This is a genomic window from Winogradskyella eckloniae (assembly GCF_013249045.1).
GTDB classification, from domain to species: Bacteria; Bacteroidota; Bacteroidia; order Flavobacteriales; family Flavobacteriaceae; genus Winogradskyella; species Winogradskyella eckloniae.
In genome coordinates this window covers 101,318-121,762 of record NZ_JABRWP010000011.1, presented here as the reverse complement: position 1 = coordinate 121,762, position 20,445 = coordinate 101,318, and the positions used below count along the sequence as shown (strand labels likewise).

Annotated in this window: 22 protein-coding genes and 2 tRNA genes; 13 read left to right on the top strand and 11 right to left on the bottom strand. The window is 32.1% G+C overall.

The annotated features are described in order from the left end of the window. The first annotated feature begins 474 nt into the window (after positions 1-474). The 5 genes from thrS to HNV08_RS15405 all read left to right on the top strand — a co-directional run bounded on the left by thrS (position 475) and on the right by HNV08_RS15405 (position 4,620). Positions 475-2,418 carry a threonine--tRNA ligase gene (gene thrS, locus HNV08_RS15425; protein WP_173282255.1) on the top strand — a complete coding sequence of 648 codons (1,944 nt, stop codon included), beginning with the start codon at positions 475-477 and terminating at the stop codon, positions 2,416-2,418. A gap of 37 nt (positions 2,419-2,455) precedes the next feature. After that, entirely contained in the window at positions 2,456-3,004 is a 549-nt protein-coding gene (gene infC, locus HNV08_RS15420; RefSeq protein WP_317170259.1) for a translation initiation factor IF-3, read from the top strand. 62 nt (positions 3,005-3,066) lie between these two features. Further along, complete coding sequence (rpmI, locus tag HNV08_RS15415) at positions 3,067-3,264, top strand: 50S ribosomal protein L35 (RefSeq protein WP_173282254.1); 198 nt, start codon at positions 3,067-3,069, stop codon at positions 3,262-3,264. Between the two features lie 102 nt (positions 3,265-3,366). Further along, on the top strand, positions 3,367-3,711 hold the full coding sequence (gene rplT / locus HNV08_RS15410) for a 50S ribosomal protein L20 (protein ID WP_173282253.1): 345 nt from the start codon (positions 3,367-3,369) through the stop codon (positions 3,709-3,711). A 105-nt stretch (positions 3,712-3,816) separates the two neighbouring features. Then, positions 3,817-4,620: an HAD family hydrolase gene (locus HNV08_RS15405; RefSeq protein WP_173282252.1), complete on the top strand. Its 804-nt coding sequence runs from the start codon at positions 3,817-3,819 to the stop codon at positions 4,618-4,620. Here HNV08_RS15405 and HNV08_RS15400 read toward each other — a convergent pair. The 9 genes from HNV08_RS15400 to tgt all read right to left on the bottom strand — a co-directional run bounded on the left by HNV08_RS15400 (position 4,594) and on the right by tgt (position 13,785). After that, positions 4,594-5,016: a secondary thiamine-phosphate synthase enzyme YjbQ gene (locus HNV08_RS15400; protein WP_173282251.1), complete on the bottom strand. Its 423-nt coding sequence runs from the start codon at positions 5,014-5,016 to the stop codon at positions 4,594-4,596. The genes HNV08_RS15405 and HNV08_RS15400 overlap by 27 nt on opposite strands. A gap of 23 nt (positions 5,017-5,039) precedes the next feature. Further along, positions 5,040-5,312, bottom strand: a complete 273-nt coding sequence (locus HNV08_RS15395; protein WP_173282250.1) for an EF-hand domain-containing protein — start codon at positions 5,310-5,312, stop codon at positions 5,040-5,042. 56 nt (positions 5,313-5,368) lie between these two features. Continuing rightward, positions 5,369-6,553 carry an asparagine synthetase B gene (locus tag HNV08_RS15390; RefSeq protein WP_173282259.1) on the bottom strand — a complete coding sequence of 395 codons (1,185 nt, stop codon included), beginning with the start codon at positions 6,551-6,553 and terminating at the stop codon, positions 5,369-5,371. Between the two features lie 186 nt (positions 6,554-6,739). Next, entirely contained in the window at positions 6,740-7,774 is a 1,035-nt protein-coding gene (locus HNV08_RS15385; RefSeq protein ID WP_173282249.1) for an AI-2E family transporter, read from the bottom strand. A gap of 70 nt (positions 7,775-7,844) precedes the next feature. After that, positions 7,845-9,377: a replicative DNA helicase gene (gene dnaB / locus HNV08_RS15380; RefSeq protein WP_173282248.1), complete on the bottom strand. Its 1,533-nt coding sequence runs from the start codon at positions 9,375-9,377 to the stop codon at positions 7,845-7,847. Between the two features lie 168 nt (positions 9,378-9,545). Beyond that, the gene (locus tag HNV08_RS15375) at positions 9,546-10,499 is read right to left on the bottom strand and encodes an acetyl-CoA carboxylase carboxyltransferase subunit alpha (RefSeq protein WP_173282247.1); all 954 of its coding nucleotides are present in this window, start codon (positions 10,497-10,499) and stop codon (positions 9,546-9,548) included. A 137-nt stretch (positions 10,500-10,636) separates the two neighbouring features. Next, complete coding sequence (locus tag HNV08_RS15370) at positions 10,637-11,545, bottom strand: DMT family transporter (protein WP_173282246.1); 909 nt, start codon at positions 11,543-11,545, stop codon at positions 10,637-10,639. Continuing rightward, positions 11,532-12,608 (bottom strand): LptF/LptG family permease, encoded by a 1,077-nt coding sequence (locus HNV08_RS15365; RefSeq protein WP_173282245.1) that lies wholly within the window; start codon positions 12,606-12,608, stop codon positions 11,532-11,534. The genes HNV08_RS15370 and HNV08_RS15365 overlap by 14 nt, the downstream gene beginning before the upstream one ends. 46 nt (positions 12,609-12,654) lie before the next feature. Next, positions 12,655-13,785: a tRNA guanosine(34) transglycosylase Tgt gene (gene tgt / locus HNV08_RS15360; RefSeq protein WP_173282244.1), complete on the bottom strand. Its 1,131-nt coding sequence runs from the start codon at positions 13,783-13,785 to the stop codon at positions 12,655-12,657. A 303-nt stretch (positions 13,786-14,088) separates the two neighbouring features. Here tgt and HNV08_RS15355 point away from each other — a divergent pair, with 303 nt between their 5' ends. The 3 genes from HNV08_RS15355 to HNV08_RS15345 all read left to right on the top strand — a co-directional run bounded on the left by HNV08_RS15355 (position 14,089) and on the right by HNV08_RS15345 (position 16,644). After that, positions 14,089-14,934: a transketolase gene (locus HNV08_RS15355; protein WP_173282243.1), complete on the top strand. Its 846-nt coding sequence runs from the start codon at positions 14,089-14,091 to the stop codon at positions 14,932-14,934. 106 nt (positions 14,935-15,040) lie between these two features. Continuing rightward, positions 15,041-15,994, top strand: coding sequence for a transketolase family protein (locus HNV08_RS15350; RefSeq protein ID WP_173282242.1), 954 nt, complete (start codon positions 15,041-15,043; stop codon positions 15,992-15,994). A 56-nt stretch (positions 15,995-16,050) separates the two neighbouring features. Further along, positions 16,051-16,644 (top strand): outer membrane beta-barrel protein, encoded by a 594-nt coding sequence (locus HNV08_RS15345; RefSeq protein ID WP_173282241.1) that lies wholly within the window; start codon positions 16,051-16,053, stop codon positions 16,642-16,644. Between the two features lie 70 nt (positions 16,645-16,714). Here HNV08_RS15345 and HNV08_RS15340 read toward each other — a convergent pair whose 3' ends face one another. Further along, positions 16,715-17,773: an FKBP-type peptidyl-prolyl cis-trans isomerase gene (locus tag HNV08_RS15340; protein ID WP_173282240.1), complete on the bottom strand. Its 1,059-nt coding sequence runs from the start codon at positions 17,771-17,773 to the stop codon at positions 16,715-16,717. 132 nt (positions 17,774-17,905) lie between these two features. Here HNV08_RS15340 and HNV08_RS15335 point away from each other — a divergent pair, with 132 nt between their 5' ends. The 3 genes from HNV08_RS15335 to HNV08_RS15325 are packed head-to-tail and all read left to right on the top strand — an operon-like array spanning position 17,906 to position 19,387. Continuing rightward, complete coding sequence (locus tag HNV08_RS15335; protein ID WP_173282239.1) at positions 17,906-18,277, top strand: RNA-binding S4 domain-containing protein; 372 nt, start codon at positions 17,906-17,908, stop codon at positions 18,275-18,277. Between the two features lie 25 nt (positions 18,278-18,302). Continuing rightward, the gene (locus tag HNV08_RS15330) at positions 18,303-18,884 is read left to right on the top strand and encodes a methyltransferase domain-containing protein (protein ID WP_173282238.1); all 582 of its coding nucleotides are present in this window, start codon (positions 18,303-18,305) and stop codon (positions 18,882-18,884) included. Next, positions 18,884-19,387: a phosphoribosyltransferase family protein gene (locus HNV08_RS15325; RefSeq protein WP_173282237.1), complete on the top strand. Its 504-nt coding sequence runs from the start codon at positions 18,884-18,886 to the stop codon at positions 19,385-19,387. Before HNV08_RS15330 ends, HNV08_RS15325 begins: the two co-directional genes overlap by 1 nt. Here the strand turns inward: HNV08_RS15325 and HNV08_RS15320 are convergent. Beyond that, on the bottom strand, positions 19,379-19,900 hold the full coding sequence (locus HNV08_RS15320; protein WP_173282236.1) for a shikimate kinase: 522 nt from the start codon (positions 19,898-19,900) through the stop codon (positions 19,379-19,381). The genes HNV08_RS15325 and HNV08_RS15320 overlap by 9 nt on opposite strands. 130 nt (positions 19,901-20,030) lie before the next feature. Here HNV08_RS15320 and HNV08_RS15315 point away from each other — a divergent pair. Beyond that, positions 20,031-20,103 (top strand) — tRNA-Lys (locus HNV08_RS15315). Positions 20,104-20,157: 54 nt separating this feature from the next. Continuing rightward, a tRNA-Leu gene (locus tag HNV08_RS15310) sits at positions 20,158-20,241 on the top strand. Positions 20,242-20,445 lie beyond the last annotated feature (204 nt).

The window sequence follows — 20,445 nt, the reverse complement described above, 5'->3', positions numbered from 1 at the left end:
CTGGAAATGAACGTCCGAATCACAAACCATTGTTTTTGTTTCGGGGTGCAAATATAAAACCCTTTTTCTTTCTAACAACTACTTTTTAAACTTTATTTTTAATTTATTTTCAATCAGCTTAAAACCAGATATTTAAATTTTAAATTATTTGCACTTAGATTAATCAAGCCCTGTTAATCTCATATTAATAGGCTATTTCACTTAGAGGAGAGCATGTTGTATTCATGTAAACTTTCGCGTAAATATTGATTTGATTTAACCATCACAATATATGAGCCCATGAAATAGATCCATGGAACCTGACGTATTAATATATTTTTATCAATTAAAGTTACCTCAAAAGACATAGTAATAACTATAACTTTATAAATTACTATAATAAAAGTTACGTTTCTATATGATTTTATAGAAACTTCACTTTGTCTATAATATATATAGGTCTATCTTTGCCGTCTAAAATTTTATACTATAATAATGATAAATATTACTCTACCTGATAGTTCGGTTAGATCTTTTGATAAAAAAGAGGTAACACCTTATGAAGTGGCTGTAGATATTAGCGAAGGATTTGCTCGCAATGTTATTTCAGCAAAATTTAATGATACAGTTGTTGAGACCACCACTCCATTGACTACTGATGGTAGCCTAACTTTATATACTTTTAAAGATGATGCTGGGAAAAAAGCGTTTTGGCATTCTTCTGCTCATGTATTAGCACAGGCATTAGAAGAATTATATCCTAATATAAAACTATGGGTAGGTCCAGCAATTGATAATGGTTTTTATTACGATGTAGATTTAGAAGAAGGCTCAATTTCAGAAAAAGATTTTAAAGCTATTGAGAATAAAATGATTGAAATAGCAAGAGGTAAACATGATTTTAAAATGCGTAGCGTTTCAAAATCAGAAGCACTCTCCTATTATAAAGGTAAAAACAATTATAAAGTAGACTTAATTGACAACCTTGAGGATGGTACAATTAGTTTTTGTGACCATTCTACATTTACCGATTTATGTCGTGGTGGACATATCCCAAATACTGGTATTATTAAAGCAGTAAAAATCTTAAGTGTCGCTGGTGCGTATTATAAAGGAGATGAAAATAACAAACAGCTTACTAGGGTCTATGGGATTTCATTTCCTAAACAAAAGGAATTGACAGAATATCTTCACCTATTAGAAGAAGCTAAAAAACGAGATCATAGAAAACTAGGTAAAGAATTGGAACTTTTTACGTTTTCACAAAGAGTTGGTCAAGGTTTACCATTATGGTTACCTAAAGGTGCAGCCTTAAGAGAACGTTTAGAAAATTTCTTAAAAGCTGCTCAAAAAAAGGCAGGCTATGAAATGGTTGTCACTCCTCATATTGGGCAAAAGGAACTTTATGTTACTTCGGGACACTATGCTAAATATGGAGAAGATAGCTTTCAACCTATTACAACTCCAGCAGAAGGAGAAGAATTTCTATTAAAACCGATGAACTGTCCACACCATTGTGAGATATACAATAGTAAGCCTTTTTCTTATAAAGAATTACCTAAGCGATTTGCGGAATTTGGAACAGTATATAGATACGAACAAAGTGGAGAGTTACATGGATTAACAAGAGTAAGAGGGTTTACTCAAGATGATGCTCATATCTTTTGTACACCTGATCAGTTAGATGCTGAATTTAAAGAAGTAATTGATCTTGTCTTATATGTATTTGGTTCATTAGGATTTGAAAATTTTAAAGCGCAAGTGTCCTTAAGAGATCCGGAAAATCCAGAAAAATATATAGGAAGTAACGACAATTGGGAAAAAGCAGAGCAAGCCATTTTAAACGCGGCCATTGATAAAGGTCTCGATTATGTTGTAGAAACAGGAGAAGCCGCCTTTTATGGTCCAAAACTAGATTTTATGGTTAAGGACGCATTGGGAAGACAATGGCAATTGGGAACAATTCAAGTCGACTACAATTTACCCGAACGTTTTGATTTAACGTATAAGGGTAGTGATAATGAGATGCATAGACCTGTAATGATTCACCGTGCTCCGTTTGGAAGTATGGAAAGATTCGTTGCCATTTTATTAGAACATACTGGTGGTAATTTCCCACTTTGGTTAATGCCAGAACAGGTAATTATTATTTCAATTAGTGAGAAATATGAAAAATACGCCGAAAAAGTTTTAAATGTGCTAGAAAATGACGAAATTCGCGCCCTTACGGACAATAGAAATGAAACGGTAGGTAAGAAAATTCGCGAAGCTGAATTGCAAAAATTTCCGTTTATGATTATTGTTGGAGAGCAAGAAGAAAAGGAAAATACAGTAACAGTGAGACAACACGGTGGTGAAGATCTTGGCATGATTACTGTAGAAGACTTTTCGAATTTAGTCAAAGAAAGAGTAAATAAAAGTTTAAAAACTTTTAAATAAAATAATAAGTTTAATTTAAATTACAGAAGCCATAGCAATACGTAGAAACAGAAAGAATTATAATAGACGTGTATCTCAAGAGGATAAACACCGTATAAATTCTAAGATCAGATCTGAAGAAGTAAGACTTGTCGGAGATAATGTCGAAATAGGAGTATATCCTATAAAAAAAGCTTTATCTATTGCCGATGAACAAGGTTTAGATCTTGTAGAGATATCGCCAAACGCGAATCCTCCTGTTTGTAAGGTTATGGATTATAAAAAATTCCTTTACGAACAGAAGAAAAGAGAAAAAGCATTAAAATCAAAAGCAACAAAAGTAGTTGTAAAAGAAATTCGATTTGGTCCTCAAACAGACGATCATGATTATGAATTTAAGAAAAAACATGCTGAAAAATTCTTAAAAGATGGAGCAAAGTTAAAAGCTTTTGTATTCTTTAAAGGACGATCAATTGTCTTTAAAGAACAAGGCCAAATTTTATTATTAAAATTAGCTCAAGATCTGGAAGAATATGGAAAGGTTGAACAAATGCCTAAATTAGAAGGAAAGCGTATGATTATGTTCATAGCACCTAAGAAAAAGTAATACGAACTGTAGATTACAGTTTTAAAGATAATAAGCGAAACGTAAATTTAAAAGAGGAAGAAATGCCTAAAATGAAAACTAAATCGAGTGCCAAGAAACGTTTTAAATTAACGGGTACCGGTAAAATTAAAAGAAAGCACGCTTTTAAGAGTCATATTTTGACAAAAAAATCTAAAAAGCGTAAGCTTGCATTAACTCACGATGCTTTAGTACATAAAGCTGATGAGGACAATATTAAAACTATGTTACGTTTAAAGTAACACGTTTTAATCGGTTAAAATAAATTATAAACCCTGGAGTTAGGCAAAACAATTTAGCAAGTACCTTTATAGGTCGCCTACTACAAAAAAACAATTAAAGAAATGCCAAGATCAGTAAATTCAGTAGCGAAAAGAGCCAGAAGAAAAAAGGTTCTTAAGCAAGCAAAAGGTTACTTTGGAAGACGTAAAAACGTTTGGACAGTAGCAAAAAATGCGGTTGATAAAGCGATGCAATATTCGTACAGAGACCGTAGAGTAAAAAAGAGAACATTCCGTTCATTATGGATTATGCGTATTAACGCAGGTGCAAGACAACACGGAATGAGCTATTCAAAATTTATGGGAGGTTTAAAAGCTAATAATATCGACTTGAACCGTAAGGTACTTGCAGATTTAGCAATGAATCATCCAGAAGCTTTTGAAGCTATCATAAACAAAGTTAAATAAGGCTTTTAGCCAAATTAATAACAACATTTCGCTTATAAAAATCCGGTTCATTAATTTGAATCGGATTTTTTTATTAAAACAACTTTCAAATTAACTTATAATAATATGGAGCATATAAAGATGGTCATTACGGATATGGATGGTACGTTACTTAATTCTAAGCACGAAGTAAGTTCAAGGTTTTTCCAAGTATTTAAATCTTTACAACAGCGTAATATTCAGTTTGTGGCAGCTAGCGGCAGACCCTATTATAGTATTATCGAAAAACTTAAACCTATAAAAGATGATATCATTATTGTTGCAGAAAATGGCGGCTTAGTTATTCAAAATGGGAACACGCTACTCGCCTATGCTTTAGAAGCAAATCGCTTGTTAGAATTATATACTTTAGTTTCAAAAATTGAAAATACATATCCTATTTTTTGTACTAAACATAAAGCTTATATTCTAAATGCTCCACAGAAAATAATAGACACTATTTCCGAATATTATTCCACCTATACTATTGTAGATTCGTTTGAAGCCATTGATGCTAACGTCATCAAAATAGCCTTATATCATTCTACCAACTCTGAAAGGCATATTTTACCTTACGTATCACATTTAAGGCCTAATCTAAATGTCGTCGTTTCAGGAAAACATTGGGTGGATATTTCCGAACCCATTACCAATAAAGGAAACGCCATAACGTTTTTACAAAATCATCTTCATATCAAAGCTTCAGAAACCATGGTATTTGGCGACTATAATAATGATTTAGACATGATGAAACACGCCAAATTTAGTTATGCTATGAAAAACGCACATCCAAATGTTAAAGCTGCTGCTAATTTTGAAACTAAAACTAATGACAACTTCGGTGTAGAAATTATTTTAGAAAACTTAGTTTCCAAATGCGGTAAGAACTAGTTGTCTTCCTCCAGCTCTATTTCTATGTTCACATAGATAAATGCCTTGCCAAATTCCTAAATTTAGTTCCCCATTAGTAATCGGAATTTGAACTGAATTACCAAATAATGATACTTTTATATGCGCAGGCATATCATCAGAACCTTCATAGGTGTGCTGATAATAAGGTTGATTTTCAGGTACCATGATATTAACATGACTTTCAAAATCTAGTCTCACGGTTGGATCTGCATTCTCGTTGATGGTTAAACTTGCAGATGTATGTTTAATAAATACTTGTAGCTGTCCAATTTTTATATGTCTAATTTCGGGAATCGCTTCTCGTATTTCTGATGTAATAACATAAAATCCTCTTGGATATGCTTTAAGTTTAATCTCCTTTTGATAAAAATTCATGATAAATTAGTTCTATGCAAGTTTTATGTCGTAGAAATTTCATCAATTGCTATTTTAAACTCTTCCCAATCTATTAGTTCATCGCCATCTTTATCATAACCTTCTATTAATTTAGTCGCTACAATACCTGTAAGAAAACCACTAATTTCAGCTTGCTTTAATAAGTTTACAATTTCTTTTCTACTCAATTTTCCATTACTGTCTTTATCAAAAAAAGCAAATGCCTTTTCTGGAGTACTAAAATGATTTGTAATTAAAATTTGAATTTTGTTAAGAATGTCTTCTTTTGCGCCCATAGTTTAATAAATTATAGGTCTTAAAATACAAAAAAATAAGATACTTTGTAATTAAATTAAGTCTTCTGTTTCTTCTTTTTCGCTGCTGGAAATAAAACATTATTTAATATCAGACGGTATCCAGGAGAAGTTGGATGCAGGTCTAACTCTGTTTTTGGATCACCTACTCTATGCGTATAATCTTCGGGATCATGACCTCCATAAAATGTAAAAAAACCTTTACCTTTTATACCATGAATATATTTAGCCTCTCCGTTTGTTCTATTTTCACCCATTACCAATACGTTAGACTTAATTTGCTCTCTAGTAAATGATGTAGTCTGTCCCATAAATCCTTTAACTAATGCTGTATGATTTTGAGTAAGCATTGTTGGAATTGGATCCCATTTTGCAGAATACTCCATTAAGGAAAAATAATCTGTTGTTTTATGAATCTTTCTTTTTTGAGTCATGTCTATAGATGAAAACTCATAGACGTTGGGACTACGTTCTAGTATATAATCTTTAAATGCAAATGTATTGGTGTAATCTATTTTACTCTGGTAACTTGGATCACTGCCATCACCATCAAACATGGGCTCACATATATCTACGCCTTCAGCTGATAATGCAATATCAAAACTATCAGTAGCTGAGCACATCGCAAACATAAAACCACCTCCAACAACGTAGTCTCTAATTTTAAGCGCTACAGCCAATTTTTCTTCAGAAACTTTAGAATACCCTAAAGACTTTGCTAATTCTTCAGCGTTGTTTTTTTCTTCTATATACCACGCTGCAGACCTATATGTTCTGTAAAATTTTCCATATTGACCTGTAAAGTCTTCATGATGTAAATGCAACCAATCATATAGTAACAATTCATCATTTAGAACTTCTTTATCATAAATAGTTTCATAAGGAATTTCTGCATAGGTTAATACCATTGTCACAGCATCATCCCAAGGCTGCTTACCATATGGTGTATAAACTGCAATTTTTGGAGCCTTTTCTAAAACAACTGCTTCTTGATTAACTGAAGGGCTAGAAATATCCTCTAATATTTGTGCTGCTTTAGAATCTGATAAAATTTCAAAAGACACACCTCTAATTTGGCATTCGCGTTGAATAATTTCAGCATCTGGTAATAAAAAAGATCCGCCTCTATAATTTAATAACCATTTTACTTTTAGCTCACGCTCTAGCGTCCAATAAGTAACGCCATAGGCCTTTAGGTGATTTTCTTGTGTTTCTGCATCCATAGGAATTAGAATATATGACGCATAGGTCTTAACACTAAAAACCAGCAAGAGACTTAATATGATTATTTTTTTAAAGTACATTTTTTAATAAAAACGGAATTTAGGTATTATTTAGTCTATTTGAATCTCAATTTATTATTCTTTTAAGATTTAAGTAGATACGGTTTGTATCATCAATTAGTGCTTTTAATCCAATTGCGTTTCACTACCAGATAATAAACTGGCAATTACTTTAGTACTTTCAAACTGATCTAAAATAATTTTAATAAAGACGGTAATCGGTATTGCCATAATTAAGCCTGGTATTCCCCAAAGAAAACCCCAAAACATCAGCATTACCAAAACGGCTATAACGTTAATTGAAAAAGATTTACCCATAAAAATAGGTTCTAATATTGCACCAAATGTAACTTGTACTAACGAAATTGCTAATATAAAAAAGAACAATGTGCTTGTAGGATCTAGCTCTACAAATGCAAAAATAGATAATAATATAACGGAGATAAAAGAACCAACCATTTGTACAAAGTTTATGGCAAAGGCAAATAAACCCCAAAAAATAGGGAAACTCACATCGAAAAACACGCACATTAAACCTGTAAAAATACCGGTTAGCGCACTAACCAAAAACTTAACTTTTATAAACTTTATGAGGTCGTTTTCTATCTTCATAAACGTTTTTACAGACGTATGTTTTCGTTTTAATAATGTGCTATTTAATAATTTATGAACATTAATAGATTCAGCTAACCACAGGACCACAAAGAAAACTGTCATTAATAAACCCGTTAAAAAGGAATTTAAAAACCCTAAGGTAGACCCTAAGTTTTCTTTCTGAAAAAATTGCCCTATAAAACTGTGTTCTTGCTTTAACTCAATTCCAAAATTATCAAACAAGTAAACTTTTAGATCTTCTAGTTTTAATTCGGCTTTAGATAAAAATTCTGCATTATTAGCTAATATTTGTCTGCTGGACAACTGAATTAATTCAATGCCTAATTTTAAACCTACACTTACCAATAATAACACTATAATAATACTAATTACCTTTGGTATTTTACGACGTCCTAACCATCTCATTATAGGTAGAAATAATAAGGCAATAAACATGGAAAAGATCAATGGTATAAAAATAAACGACAAGATCTTAAGCAAATAAAACACTAAAGGAATTACTATGATTAGCAACAATATGTTTGTTGTACGTCTTTGATTTAACATTATATAGATTTGGTTTAACTGAGCTTACAAAGATAAGTTAAAAAACAATGTTCAATTCCTTAAATTGATGTTAAAAAGGGACTCCATCATCTTCCGGACCATCAAAGGCATCAGATGGTGACGGGAAATTATCTGGACTAAATGTATTATCATTAGCTGCTGCATTCATCTTAGAATGAAACTCTCCAAATGGTGTATCAAAATCGTCTAAATTATCAAACTTACCTAAGTGTCCAATAAATTTCAATCGGATGTTTTCTAACCCACCATTTCTGTGCTTTGCTACAATAAATTCACCTTGACCTGCAGTTGGCGATCGTTCTTCATCATCCCATTCATCAATTTTATAGTATTCTGGTCTGTATATAAAAGATACAATATCTGCATCTTGCTCAATAGCACCAGATTCTCTTAAATCTGATAGTAAAGGACGTTTGCTTCCACCTCGAGTTTCAACAGCACGAGACAACTGTGACAACGCAATAACAGGTACACTTAATTCTTTTGCTAAAGCTTTTAAGTTACGAGAAATCATTGAGATTTCTTGTTCACGATTTCCGCCTTTCTGTGTTCCACCAGCTGTCATTAATTGTAAATAATCAATCATGATCATCTTTATGCCATATTGCGATGCTAAACGACGTGCCTTTGCTCTTAGATCGAAAATAGATAACGACGGTGTATCATCTATAAATAGAGGTGCTTTTTCTAAGGTTTTTACTTTAACGTTTAGTTGTTCCCACTCGTGCTTTTCTAGTTTACCTGTTCTTAATTTCTCAGAAGACAACCCAGTTTCACTCGAAATTAATCGTGTTATTAACTGTACTGATGACATCTCTAACGAGAAGAAAGCTACAGGAGTATTACTATTAACGGCTACATTTCTAGCCATTGTTAAAGTAAATGCTGTTTTACCCATACCTGGTCTTGCCGCCACAATAACTAAATCTGATGGCTGCCAACCTGAGGTTAATTTATCTAATTTATCAAATCCTGAAGGTATACCACTCATACCTTCTTTATTAGAGATCTCTTCAATCTTCTTCTTAGCCTGAATCACTAAACTCTGAGCAGATTCCGTTGATTTCTTAACGTTTCCTTGCGTAACTTCATATAATTTTGCCTCGGCTGTATCTAGAAGATCAAAAACATCTCTGGTTTCGTCATAGGCTTCTTCAATAATTTCGTTTGAAATTTTTATTAAACTTCTTTGTATGTATTTCTGAAGTATAATACGTGCATGAAATTCAATATGTGCTGAAGATGACACACGTTGTGTTAAAGAAATAAGATAAAAATCGCCACCAATAATGTCTAATTTTTGGTCTTTCTTTAGTTGGCTAGAAACGGTTAATAAGTCGACCGGTTCGGAATTTTCAAATAGTTTAAATATGGATTCAAAAATGTATTTATGGGCTTCTTTATAAAAAGCATCTGGGCTCAGTATATCGATTACCTCATCAACACCTTTTTTATCAATCATCATAGCACCAAGCACAACTTCTTCTAAATCAACAGCTTGAGGAGGTATCTTACCTTTCTCTAAACTAATGATTGTGCTTTTATCTACTTTATAACCAGTTACTGGATTGGGTTGTTTCATAAGTAACAAAAATAACTAAATAGTGTTGTAGAAATGAAAAAGCTGTAGTTTCAATCTTAACATGTCTTCAACAATTTAACTGTTAATAACTCTAAAATATTGTTAATAGTGATAAAAAAAACCGAAGCATAAACTTCAGTTTTTTTTAATGGCCTTTGTTTAGTGGAATTAGTCTTTATAGACACCCATATCATTGTATTTTTCCATACGCTGTTTTACTAAATCTTTTGGTGATAAGTTTTTTAACTCCTCATAAGACTTAACGATAGCATCACTAACGGATTTAAAAGTTGCTTCCCTATCTCTATGTGCTCCACCGACAGGTTCTTTTATAATTTGATCAACCAATTTCATACGTTTCATATCCTTGGCTGTTAATTTTAAGGCTTCAGCAGCTTGTTCTTTATATTCCCAACTTCTCCACAAAATAGAAGAACATGATTCTGGAGAGATCACAGAATACCATGTATTCTCTAACATCATTACTTTATCACCTACTCCAATACCTAAAGCACCACCTGACGCACCTTCACCTATAATTATGGTAATAATAGGAACTTTTAATCGTGCCATTTCAAGTATATTTCTTGCAATTGCTTCGCCTTGTCCACGTTCCTCCGCTTCTAAACCTGGATAAGCACCTGGTGTATCAATTAAAGTAACAACAGGAATACCAAATTTTTCTGCTGATTTCATAAGACGTAGCGCTTTTCGGTAGCCTTCTGGATTTGACATTCCGAAATTTCTATACTGTCTTGTTTTAGTATTAAATCCCTTTTGCTGGCCTATAAACATATAAGATTGATCTCCTATTTTTCCTAGTCCACCAATCATTGCTTTATCATCTTTAACATTTCTATCGCCATGAAGCTCTAAAAATGTATTTCCACACAAAGCATTAATATGATCTAAAGTATATGGTCTATTAGGATGACGCGATAATTGAACACGTTGCCATGCACTAAGATTTTTGTATATATCTTTCTTAGTTGCAGCTAATTTTTGTTCAATTTGCTTACATGTTTCTGTAACATCTACATCACTTTCTTTTCCTATTATTGCGCACTTATCTAGCTGCTCTTCTAATTCTTTTATTGGTAATTCAAACTCTAAGTATTCCATACAATTTGAAGTTAGTTGTTTTTAGTTAGTTAATTACAAACCTAAGTATTCTTATTCTATTTTATTAAAAATATAGGTTAAAGTATGTTTTATGTTCAATTTACAAAAATAGATTATAATATAGAAACTATAAAAATTTAATCCTTAATCTTTGCTGCTAGACTTTTTCTATGTTTATAATTTTTAAAAACGGCATCAAACAAAACGGTCAATAAAATAAGCGTCGCTCCTACATAAAACTGTGGCGACATTTTTTCGGAATCTGGATATAACATTAAGGCCATTCCTATACCATAAATAGGCTCTAAGTTATAGCTTAATATTACTGTAAAAGGACTTATATAACGCATTACATCTACAGACCCAATAAATGCATAAGCCGTACATATAGAGGCTAGTATAAATAAAAACAACCAGTCTTTATTTGAAAGCGTAAAGAATTCTGCATTAAAATTTTTACCTGACAATAAGATAAATATCGTTAAAAAAAACACACCACTAATAAACTCATAAAATGAAATTATTGTTGCGCTATGTTGCTCAATAAACCTACCGTTAATAACAGCAAAAAGTGTAGAAAACAATGCTGAAAACAAGCCCAGAACAATGCCATTTAAATATATCATTTCACTACTTGTTATTAAGAGCACACCTATTACCACACAAATACCAAATAGCATTTCATAGCCTAAGATTTTTCGTTTAAAAAAGATGGGTTCTATAAATGATGCAAAAAATGCACCAGAAGAAAACATCGCTAATGCGATAGATACGTTTGCTTGGTTAATGGCTTCAAAAAATGTAATCCAATGTAAGGCTATGAGCACGCCTGCTATTGAGAATTGTAAAAATGATTTTTTGGAAATATTAATTTTGAGTTTAATTATTTTAATATAAATAAACATCAAAATTGCGGCAATAGCCATTCTGTACCACACCAAATCTAAAGCACCAATTGTTATTTCTTTACCTAATATGGCTGTAAATCCAGCAATAATTACCAGAAAATGTAAATATAAATAATGCTTTAGTTTAACGTTTTGCATTTTGCAGTAGATATACTGCCAAGATACCAAATATAAAATTAGGAAACCATACTGCGATAATTGCTGGGAAATTAGATTGTTCTGCCATTACACCGAAAACCTTGTCAAAAAACACATAGATCATTGCAATTGCAATACCAAAAGCAAGATTTACTCCCATGCCACCTCTTCGTTTTACAGACGAAACTGCAACCGCAATAATTGAAAGAATAAAAATAGAAACCGGAAGACTCCATTTCTTTAATTTCACAACTTCATAACGTCCAATATTAGGAGAACCTCTACGTTTTTCTGCGGCTATAAAATCGAGTAATTCGCCATATGATTTTGTCTCTGCAGCATATTCTACAGGTGTTAAATCCTCTAGCTCAAAGGGTAAACTTACATTTTTATTTCGCTCCTTTTCAACGGTTTCAATACCATTTTCAAAAGTACGTTTTAGATAGGTTGTTAATCTAAATGTACTATCCTCAGGAATATATCTAATATTATCGGCAAAGATTTTATATTTAAGTTCATTACCTTCAAAATGTTCGTATGTAAAATTTATACCAGATTTATTACTAGGAATAAAGTTGCTTACATAAATATAGTCGTTATCATTTATTTGCTGATAAACTTCATGCGTTTGCTGTACTTTTTTATGTTTTTTAAGATACTTAAACACAAATTCGTTAAAGCCTTTACTAGCTATTGGCGCTAAGTACATTCCTAAAAATAATGCAAAAGATGCCACTATGGTTGCACCTATCATATAAGGTCTTAAAAATCGAGAAAACGACACACCTGAACTTAAGAATGCTACAACTTCTGTGTTGTTGGCTAATTTAGATGTAAACCATATTACAGATAAAAACAAAAATAAAGGAAACAATAAATTAGCAAAATACACGGTAAAATTTAGATAATAGAATGCCACCTCACTTAAAGGTGCATTATTCTCTAACATCTTCCCTACTTTCTCTGCTAAATCTATGGTAATTCCAATAGGTACAAACAGCAACAACATCATTAAAAATGTAAACAAATATCGCTTTAAAATGTACCAATCTAATATTTTCAAATCAGTTATTATTTGTAGTTAAAAATTTTCATTTGTCTATTTAAAATCAAAGTCGGTTATCCATTTGTTTTACCATCTTCTCTTTCCATGACCTAAAATCACCAGCGATAATATGTTTTCTGGCTTCTCTTGTTAACCAAAGATAAAATCCTAAATTATGAATTGTTGCGATCTGTTTACCCAGTAATTCATTTACAGTAAACAAATGCCTTAAGTATGCCTTACTATATTCGGTATCTACAAACGTAATTCCCATGTCATCAATTGGAGAAAAATCATTCGCCCATTTTAAATTTTTTATATTAATAGAACCATGAGCTGTAAATAACATACCATTTCTAGCATTACGCGTAGGCATTACACAATCAAACATATCTACACCTAACGCAATATTTTCTAAAATATTGATTGGTGTGCCAACTCCCATAAGATAACGTGGTTTATCTTCTGGCAATATACTACAAACAACATCCGTCATAGCATACATTTCTTCCGCAGGCTCACCAACTGAAAGGCCACCAATAGCATTCCCTTCTGCACCTGCATTAGCTATATATTCTGCAGACTGTTGTCTTAAGTCTTTATAGGTACTTCCTTGAACTATAGGAAAAAACGTTTGTGCATAATCGTATTTAAAAGGCGTCTTTTTTAAATGTGTTAAACAACGCTCTAGCCAACGATGTGTCATATGCATGGATCGTTTTGCGTAGTTGTAATCACATGGATAAGGTGTACATTCATCGAAAGCCATAATAATATCTGCACCAATACTTCTTTGCACCTCCATAACATTTTCTGGAGTAAATACGTGATAACTACCGTCTATATGAGATTTAAATTTCACACCTTCTTCTTTAATCTTTCTATTAGACGATAATGAATACACTTGATAACCACCAGAATCCGTTAAAATATTACGGTCCCAATTCATAAACTTATGTAAACCACCTGCTTGTTCTAAAATTGGTGTCTGTGGCCTTAGATATAAATGGTATGTATTACCAAGGATAATATCAGGATTAATATCGTTTTTTAATTCCCTTTGGTGTACGCCTTTAACGGAAGCCACAGTACCTACTGGCATAAAAATAGGTGTTTCTATTGTACCATGATCTGTAGTTATAGAACCTGCTCTTGCTTTTGTCTCTTTATCTGTGGCTATTTTTTGAAATTTCATTTTTAATTTTGCATTAGTTTACAAAGACATACGTTACTTCATAACCACCACTAATGGACGATAGCAACTGGCTAAATTATGCCTTGAATTGTAAGTCAGAGGGCAAATATAAATAACTCTTTAAGATTCCTTCTTAATTTAAAATTAAAATACAAATGAATTAAAATGGTACGACAAACAAAACACTTTATTTTTTACATATTGTTAGCAAATTATGTATTTCGTTAATAAGTGCAAGGTTTCAACTTTTGATAGCCATAGGTAAAAAGTTACATTTGTAGCATAAACATAAGCAACATAACAATGCCAAACATTAAAGAATTAGAAGATTTAACAACTCAAGTTCGTAGAGACATTATACGAATGGTACACAAAGTAAACTCTGGACATCCAGGAGGATCATTAGGTTGTGCAGAATTTTTTGTATCACTCTACCAAGACATTATGGATAGAAATGAAGGATTTGATATGGATGGAATAAATGAAGATTTATTCTTTCTATCAAATGGCCATATTTCTCCAGTTTATTATAGTGTATTAGCAAGATCTGGATACTTTCCGGTAGATGAATTAAATACCTTTAGATTAATAAACACGCGTTTACAAGGACATCCTACTACGCATGAAGGCTTGCCAGGTATTAGAATTGCCTCAGGTTCTTTAGGGCAAGGAATGTCTGTTGCCATAGGTGCAGCTCAGGCTAAAAAATTAAACAACGATGACAAACTTGTATATAGTTTACATGGTGATGGTGAATTGCAAGAAGGTCAAAATTGGGAAGCCATTATGTATGCGGCAGCCAAAAACGTAGATAATCTAATTTCTACAATAGACTTAAATAAACAACAGATTGATGGTTCTACCGATGACGTTTTACCAATGGGAAGTCTTAAAGCTAAATTTGAAGCTTTTGGTTGGACTGTTATAGAGATTGAAAAAGGTAATGACATTGCATCTATTCTTGAAGGCTTAAACAAAGCAAAATCATTAACAGGAAAAGGAAAACCAGTTTGTGTTTTATTACACACTATTATGGGTAATGGGATTGACTTTATGATGCATACACATGCATGGCATGGTAAAGCACCTAATGATGAGCAACTAGCAATAGGCTTAGAACAGAATGCTGAAACTTTGGGAGATTATTAAAAAGTCCCTTCTAACTTCCCCAAAAAGGAAGAATTAATAATGAATACTATAACTTTAAAACTAATAACCCTTAAAAGTCCTTCCTTTGGAAGGGTTGGGTAGGCTTATGAAAACATATACATATACAGAAAAGAAAGATACAAGAAGTGGATTTGGTGCAGGTTTAGCTGAACTAGGTAGAACCAACCCAAACGTTGTCGCATTATGTGCTGACCTTATTGGATCTTTAAAAATGAATGAATTTATAGATGAAAACCCAGAGCGCTTTTTTCAGATAGGTATTGCAGAGGCCAATATGATGGGTATTGCAGCAGGATTAACCATAGGTGGAAAAATTCCATTTACTGGTACTTTCGCTAACTTCTCTACAGGACGCGTTTATGATCAAATTCGTCAATCTATTGCATATTCAGGAAAAAATGTAAAAATTTGTGCCTCACATGCTGGTTTAACTTTAGGTGAAGATGGTGCAACACACCAAATCCTAGAAGACATAGGATTAATGAAAATGTTGCCTGGTATGGTTGTTATTAATCCTTGTGATTATAACCAAACTAAAGCAGCTACAATTGCTATTGCTGATTATGATGGTCCTGTTTATTTAAGATTTGGTCGTCCTTCTGTGCCAATTTTTACACCAGCGGATCAAAAATTTGAAATTGGTAAAGCCATTCAATTAACTGAAGGTACTGATGTAACTATTGTGGCAACAGGTCATTTAGTTTGGGAAGCACTAGAAGCATCAAAAGTACTACATGATGCAGGTATTTCTGCTGAAGTCATTAATATACACACCATTAAGCCTTTAGATGACAAAGCTATTTTAGACTCGGTATCTAAGACGGGTTGTATTGTTACTGCTGAGGAACACAACCATCTTGGTGGTCTTGGAGAAAGTGTTGCAAGAGTATTAGCACAACACAAACCAACACCTCAAGAATTTGTCGCAACCAATGATACCTTTGGAGAATCTGGTACACCAGCTCAGTTAATGGATAAATATGGTTTAAATTCTGATGCCATTGTTAAAGCTGTTAAAAAAGTAATCAAAAGAAAATAATATTGTTTTGGCATCGTTTTTGAAAGTACATGCTTAAATCTAAAAAAACGAACATTATGAGAAATTTAAAAAAATCAGTTATTTCTACTGCACTTTTATTATTTATTGGGCTTAACTTATCAGCTCAAAACAAAAGTTCATTTGGTTTTAAAGGTGGCTTAAACTATGGTGCCAATGGTGATTATTTTGATTCAGTAAGTCTTAACAGTAGTAATCCAGATCAAAATATTGGATATCATTTAGGTATTTTTGGCAAAATTGGTAATAAGATCTATTTACGACCAGAAGTCGTCTATACGGTTACTAAAAGTGATTATAATAATAATGACTTTAATATTAAAAAAATAGATGTCCCAGTTTTAGTCGGACTTAAGGTTTTAGGCCCATTAAGTGTTTTTGCTGGTCCTTCTGCTCAATATATTTTAGAAACCGATTTTCACGGTTTAGAAATTGATGATGTACAGGAAGATTTTACAGTTGGTCTAAATTTTGGAATAGGTATTAATTTTAATAAAATTGGAATTGACCTTAGGTATGAACGCGGATTTGGTGAAAACGAAGCGCGTTTTATTGAAGACAATATTACTCGTAATAGTAGAATTGATACGCGACCAGAACAATTAATTCTTAGTTTGTCAATAGGACTATAATAAAATAAATTTTATATAAAAAAAAAGCCACTCAATGAGTGGCTTTTTTTTATGCTTTAGCTTAATTTAATTACTCTGCGTTATAATCAATTGCAATAGATTCATCTAAATAATCTGGGATTCCATCACTATTAGAATCCATAACAGTTACTGTTTTTATTGTAATAACACCACCTGTTACAGATCTATCATATTCATATTCTCCTACTCCATATACAGGCTCTTCTTCACCTATATTAGTATCTACAGTATAATAAGTAGACAATAATTCATTAAACGTATTTACACCATCTGCATCATCATCAAAATCAATATAATTAGGGAAGTCATCTTCATCCGTGTCATCATCAAACACATCGGTATCGTTATCTAAGTCTTCTAAATAAGAAGGTATACCATCATTGTCATGATCTTTTATTTCGTACTGAAGCATTTCAAATTTAAACATTAAATTATCGTATGAATAACCTGTAGATGTACCAGAGAAATAGCCTAATCCAGAAGGAATAAACATAATTCCTAATCCAAAATTATTATACGTAATGCTTCCGTTATCAAACCCAAAACTATCCGCAGTGTTAAACAATGGCATCACTAATTGCCAAGCTCTTATTGTACCAAATGTTGTGAAACCATCTCCAAAAAGAGCCAATTCTTCTGGAGTACTAATTACATCAAAAACATCATTATCATTATTAATAGATGAGCCTTCATATCGCACACGAACTTCATCAGTAAATTTAGGAGCCATTCCACCACCTTGATTTATATTTAACACATAATACACGTAATCTGCTTCTAGGTACGTTGTGGTATACGAATCAACGGCATCGATAAGCATTGTGTTTTCACTTGGATTAGGCATTGGCAAATATTCACCATTTTCATCTACTTCTAATTCTGTAATTTCAATATCAGTGTACTTATGATTTGTTCCTGTGGTAAAGAAACCCGAATTGTAATAATGCGTAGTTAGATATAATAAAATAGAATCATTATCCTTTACTTGTTGTTCTGTTCTATCTTCCACTTCAACAGTTGTAATCCCTTCATCATCATCTTTACATGAAATAAAAATTGAAAAAACTATTAGTAATAGTAAACTTAATTTTAAAGTTTTAATTTTCATAGTAATCGATATTATCCTTAAAAAACCACCATAGTTTTTCACGGCGTTCATTATTGCTTATTTTTAACGTGCAAGATACAATAATATAATATTTTTGTACTAATCTATTAACGTAGTTTTTATTAACAGAATATGCGAATTGATAAATATTTATGGAGTGTGCGCTATTATAAGACACGAAGTATTGCCACAAAAGCCTGTAAAAAGGGACAGGTTAAAGTAAATAATACCACTATAAAACCGTCACGAGAAGTTTACCCAACAGATAAAATAGAACTGAGAAAGGATCAAATAATTTATCAATTAACTGTTAAAGATTTGCCACCAAATCGCGTTGGTGCAAAATTAGTTGATATTTATAGAGTAGATACAACACCTAAATCTGCATTTGAAGCCAAAGAACTCTTAAAATATAGTAAAGATTACTACCGAAAAAAAGGCACTGGAAGACCTACTAAAAAAGATCGAAGAGATATTGACGACTTTTACGACGAAGAAGAATGACGTGGGCTTATAAATTATATTAAATATGAGACATCAAAATTACTGGGAAAAGCGCTACAATGATAACGATACTGGTTGGGATATTGGTTATGTGTCCTTACCTATAAAAAAGTATATAGATCAACTTAAAAATAAAGCGATAAAGATTTTGATACCAGGTGCTGGAAATAGTTACGAAGCCGAATATCTTTGGAACAATGGTTTCAAAAATATATATGTTTTAGATTTTGCGAAACAACCGTTGTTGAATTTAAAAAAACGAATTCCTGACTTTCCTGATACTCAACTATTAAATTGTGATTTCTTTGAGTTAAATGATAGTTTTGATCTCATACTAGAGCAAACTTTTTTTTGCGCTATACACCCCAACTTAAGACTTAGTTATAAAAATAAAATGCACCAATTACTTCAAAAAAATGGAAAACTCATTGGTTTACTTTTTAATTTTGAATTGACTAAGGTTGGGCCTCCTTTTGGCGGTAGTAAAGTCGAATACCTTGCCTTATTTCAAGATAAATTTAATATTAATATCTTAGAGCCTTCAATTAATTCTATAAAAGAAAGAGCAGGTAAAGAACTGTTTTTTATATTTGAAAAAAAGAGCTAATGGCACTAACGAAAAAGACAATTTTAAGTCATAAAGAAATTGAACAAAAAATAAAGCGTATAGCGTACCAAATATACGAAAGCAATGTCAATGAAACTGAACTCATAGTGGCAGGCATTGAAAGTAACGGTTATATTCTTGCAAAAAAAATCAAAGCTAATCTTGATAAGATTTCTAATATAGACTCTACGCTTTGCAAAGTAAGTATAGATAAAGTTCAGCCAACTAACCCCATAAAAACATCCATATCGGCAGAAGATTATTCTAACAAATCTATAGTACTTATTGATGATGTATTAAATTCCGGAAGCACATTAATTTATGGTATAAAACACTTTTTAGACGTACCACTAAAGCAATTTAAAACGGCAGTTTTAGTTAACCGCAATCACAAAAAATACCCTGTTAAGGCAGATTTTAAAGGCATTTCATTGTCTACGTCCTTGTTTGAGCATGTGCATGTTAATCTTTCAAAACAACCTTACGAAGCGTATTTAGATTAAGTGCGTTAATACAGATTCTATCACTTCTTGCTTTGATTTATTATCCGTATCGATAATATGCTTCGCCTTATGATAAAAAGGAGATCGCTCAAACAAATGCTTTCCTATAAATTCCAGTAAATTTTCTTCCGAAATAATATGGCTTATTAAAGGTCGTTTCTCTTTGGCACTAAATAGTCGTTTAGTTAATAACGGAATAGATAGTTTTAAATATATAGAGACGGCATTTGTATTTACATTTATTAACGCCATGTTTTCGCTATAACAAGGTGTACCACCACCAAGAGACAACACGCAGTTTTCAGAACGATTTAATATGTCCTTTAAATATTCAGTTTCTTTTTTTCTAAAATAGATTTCGCCTTTAGTTTTAAACAAGTCTGAAACTGATGTATTTTCTTTTTCAGAGATAAAATCATCTAAATCTATAAACTTATAGTTTAAAATTTCTGCTAATTCTATACCAAGAGTAGATTTTCCTGATCCCATATAACCCAATAAAACTATTATCATAATGCTTATAAATTGATTTTTAAACGAATAGGTATTTAGACTACAAAAAAACAAAAAATTAAATAAAAAAAGTGTTGTATTATTAATTAAACATTTTATATTTGCACCCTCGTTAAAGAGAAAACATCATGACCAGTTAGCTCAGTTGGCAGAGCATCTCCCTTTTAAGGAGAGGGTCCTGGGTTCGAGCCCCAGACTGGTCACAAAAAAAGTTAAGCATTCTGCTTAACTTTTTTTTTATATTTACCTTATTATATGCGCACGTGGCGGAATTGGTAGACGCGCCAGCTTGAGGGGTTGGTGGACATTAGTCCGTGGAAGTTCGAGTCTTCTCGTGCGCACTTTATTAGTCATCTTCTTTTTTGATATGTTTTGGTCTATGGTTTTTTAAACTTATTAATAGCAACATTAAGACCTTAAAAGTAATTCTTAATGACTTTCTGATTTTTCCGCTATTCCTTAAAACCAAAATGACTCTTCGTTTATAGAATACACTTAAATTCCACCATATTTTGTTTACTGTTTTGTGAAATAAGATCTCACTT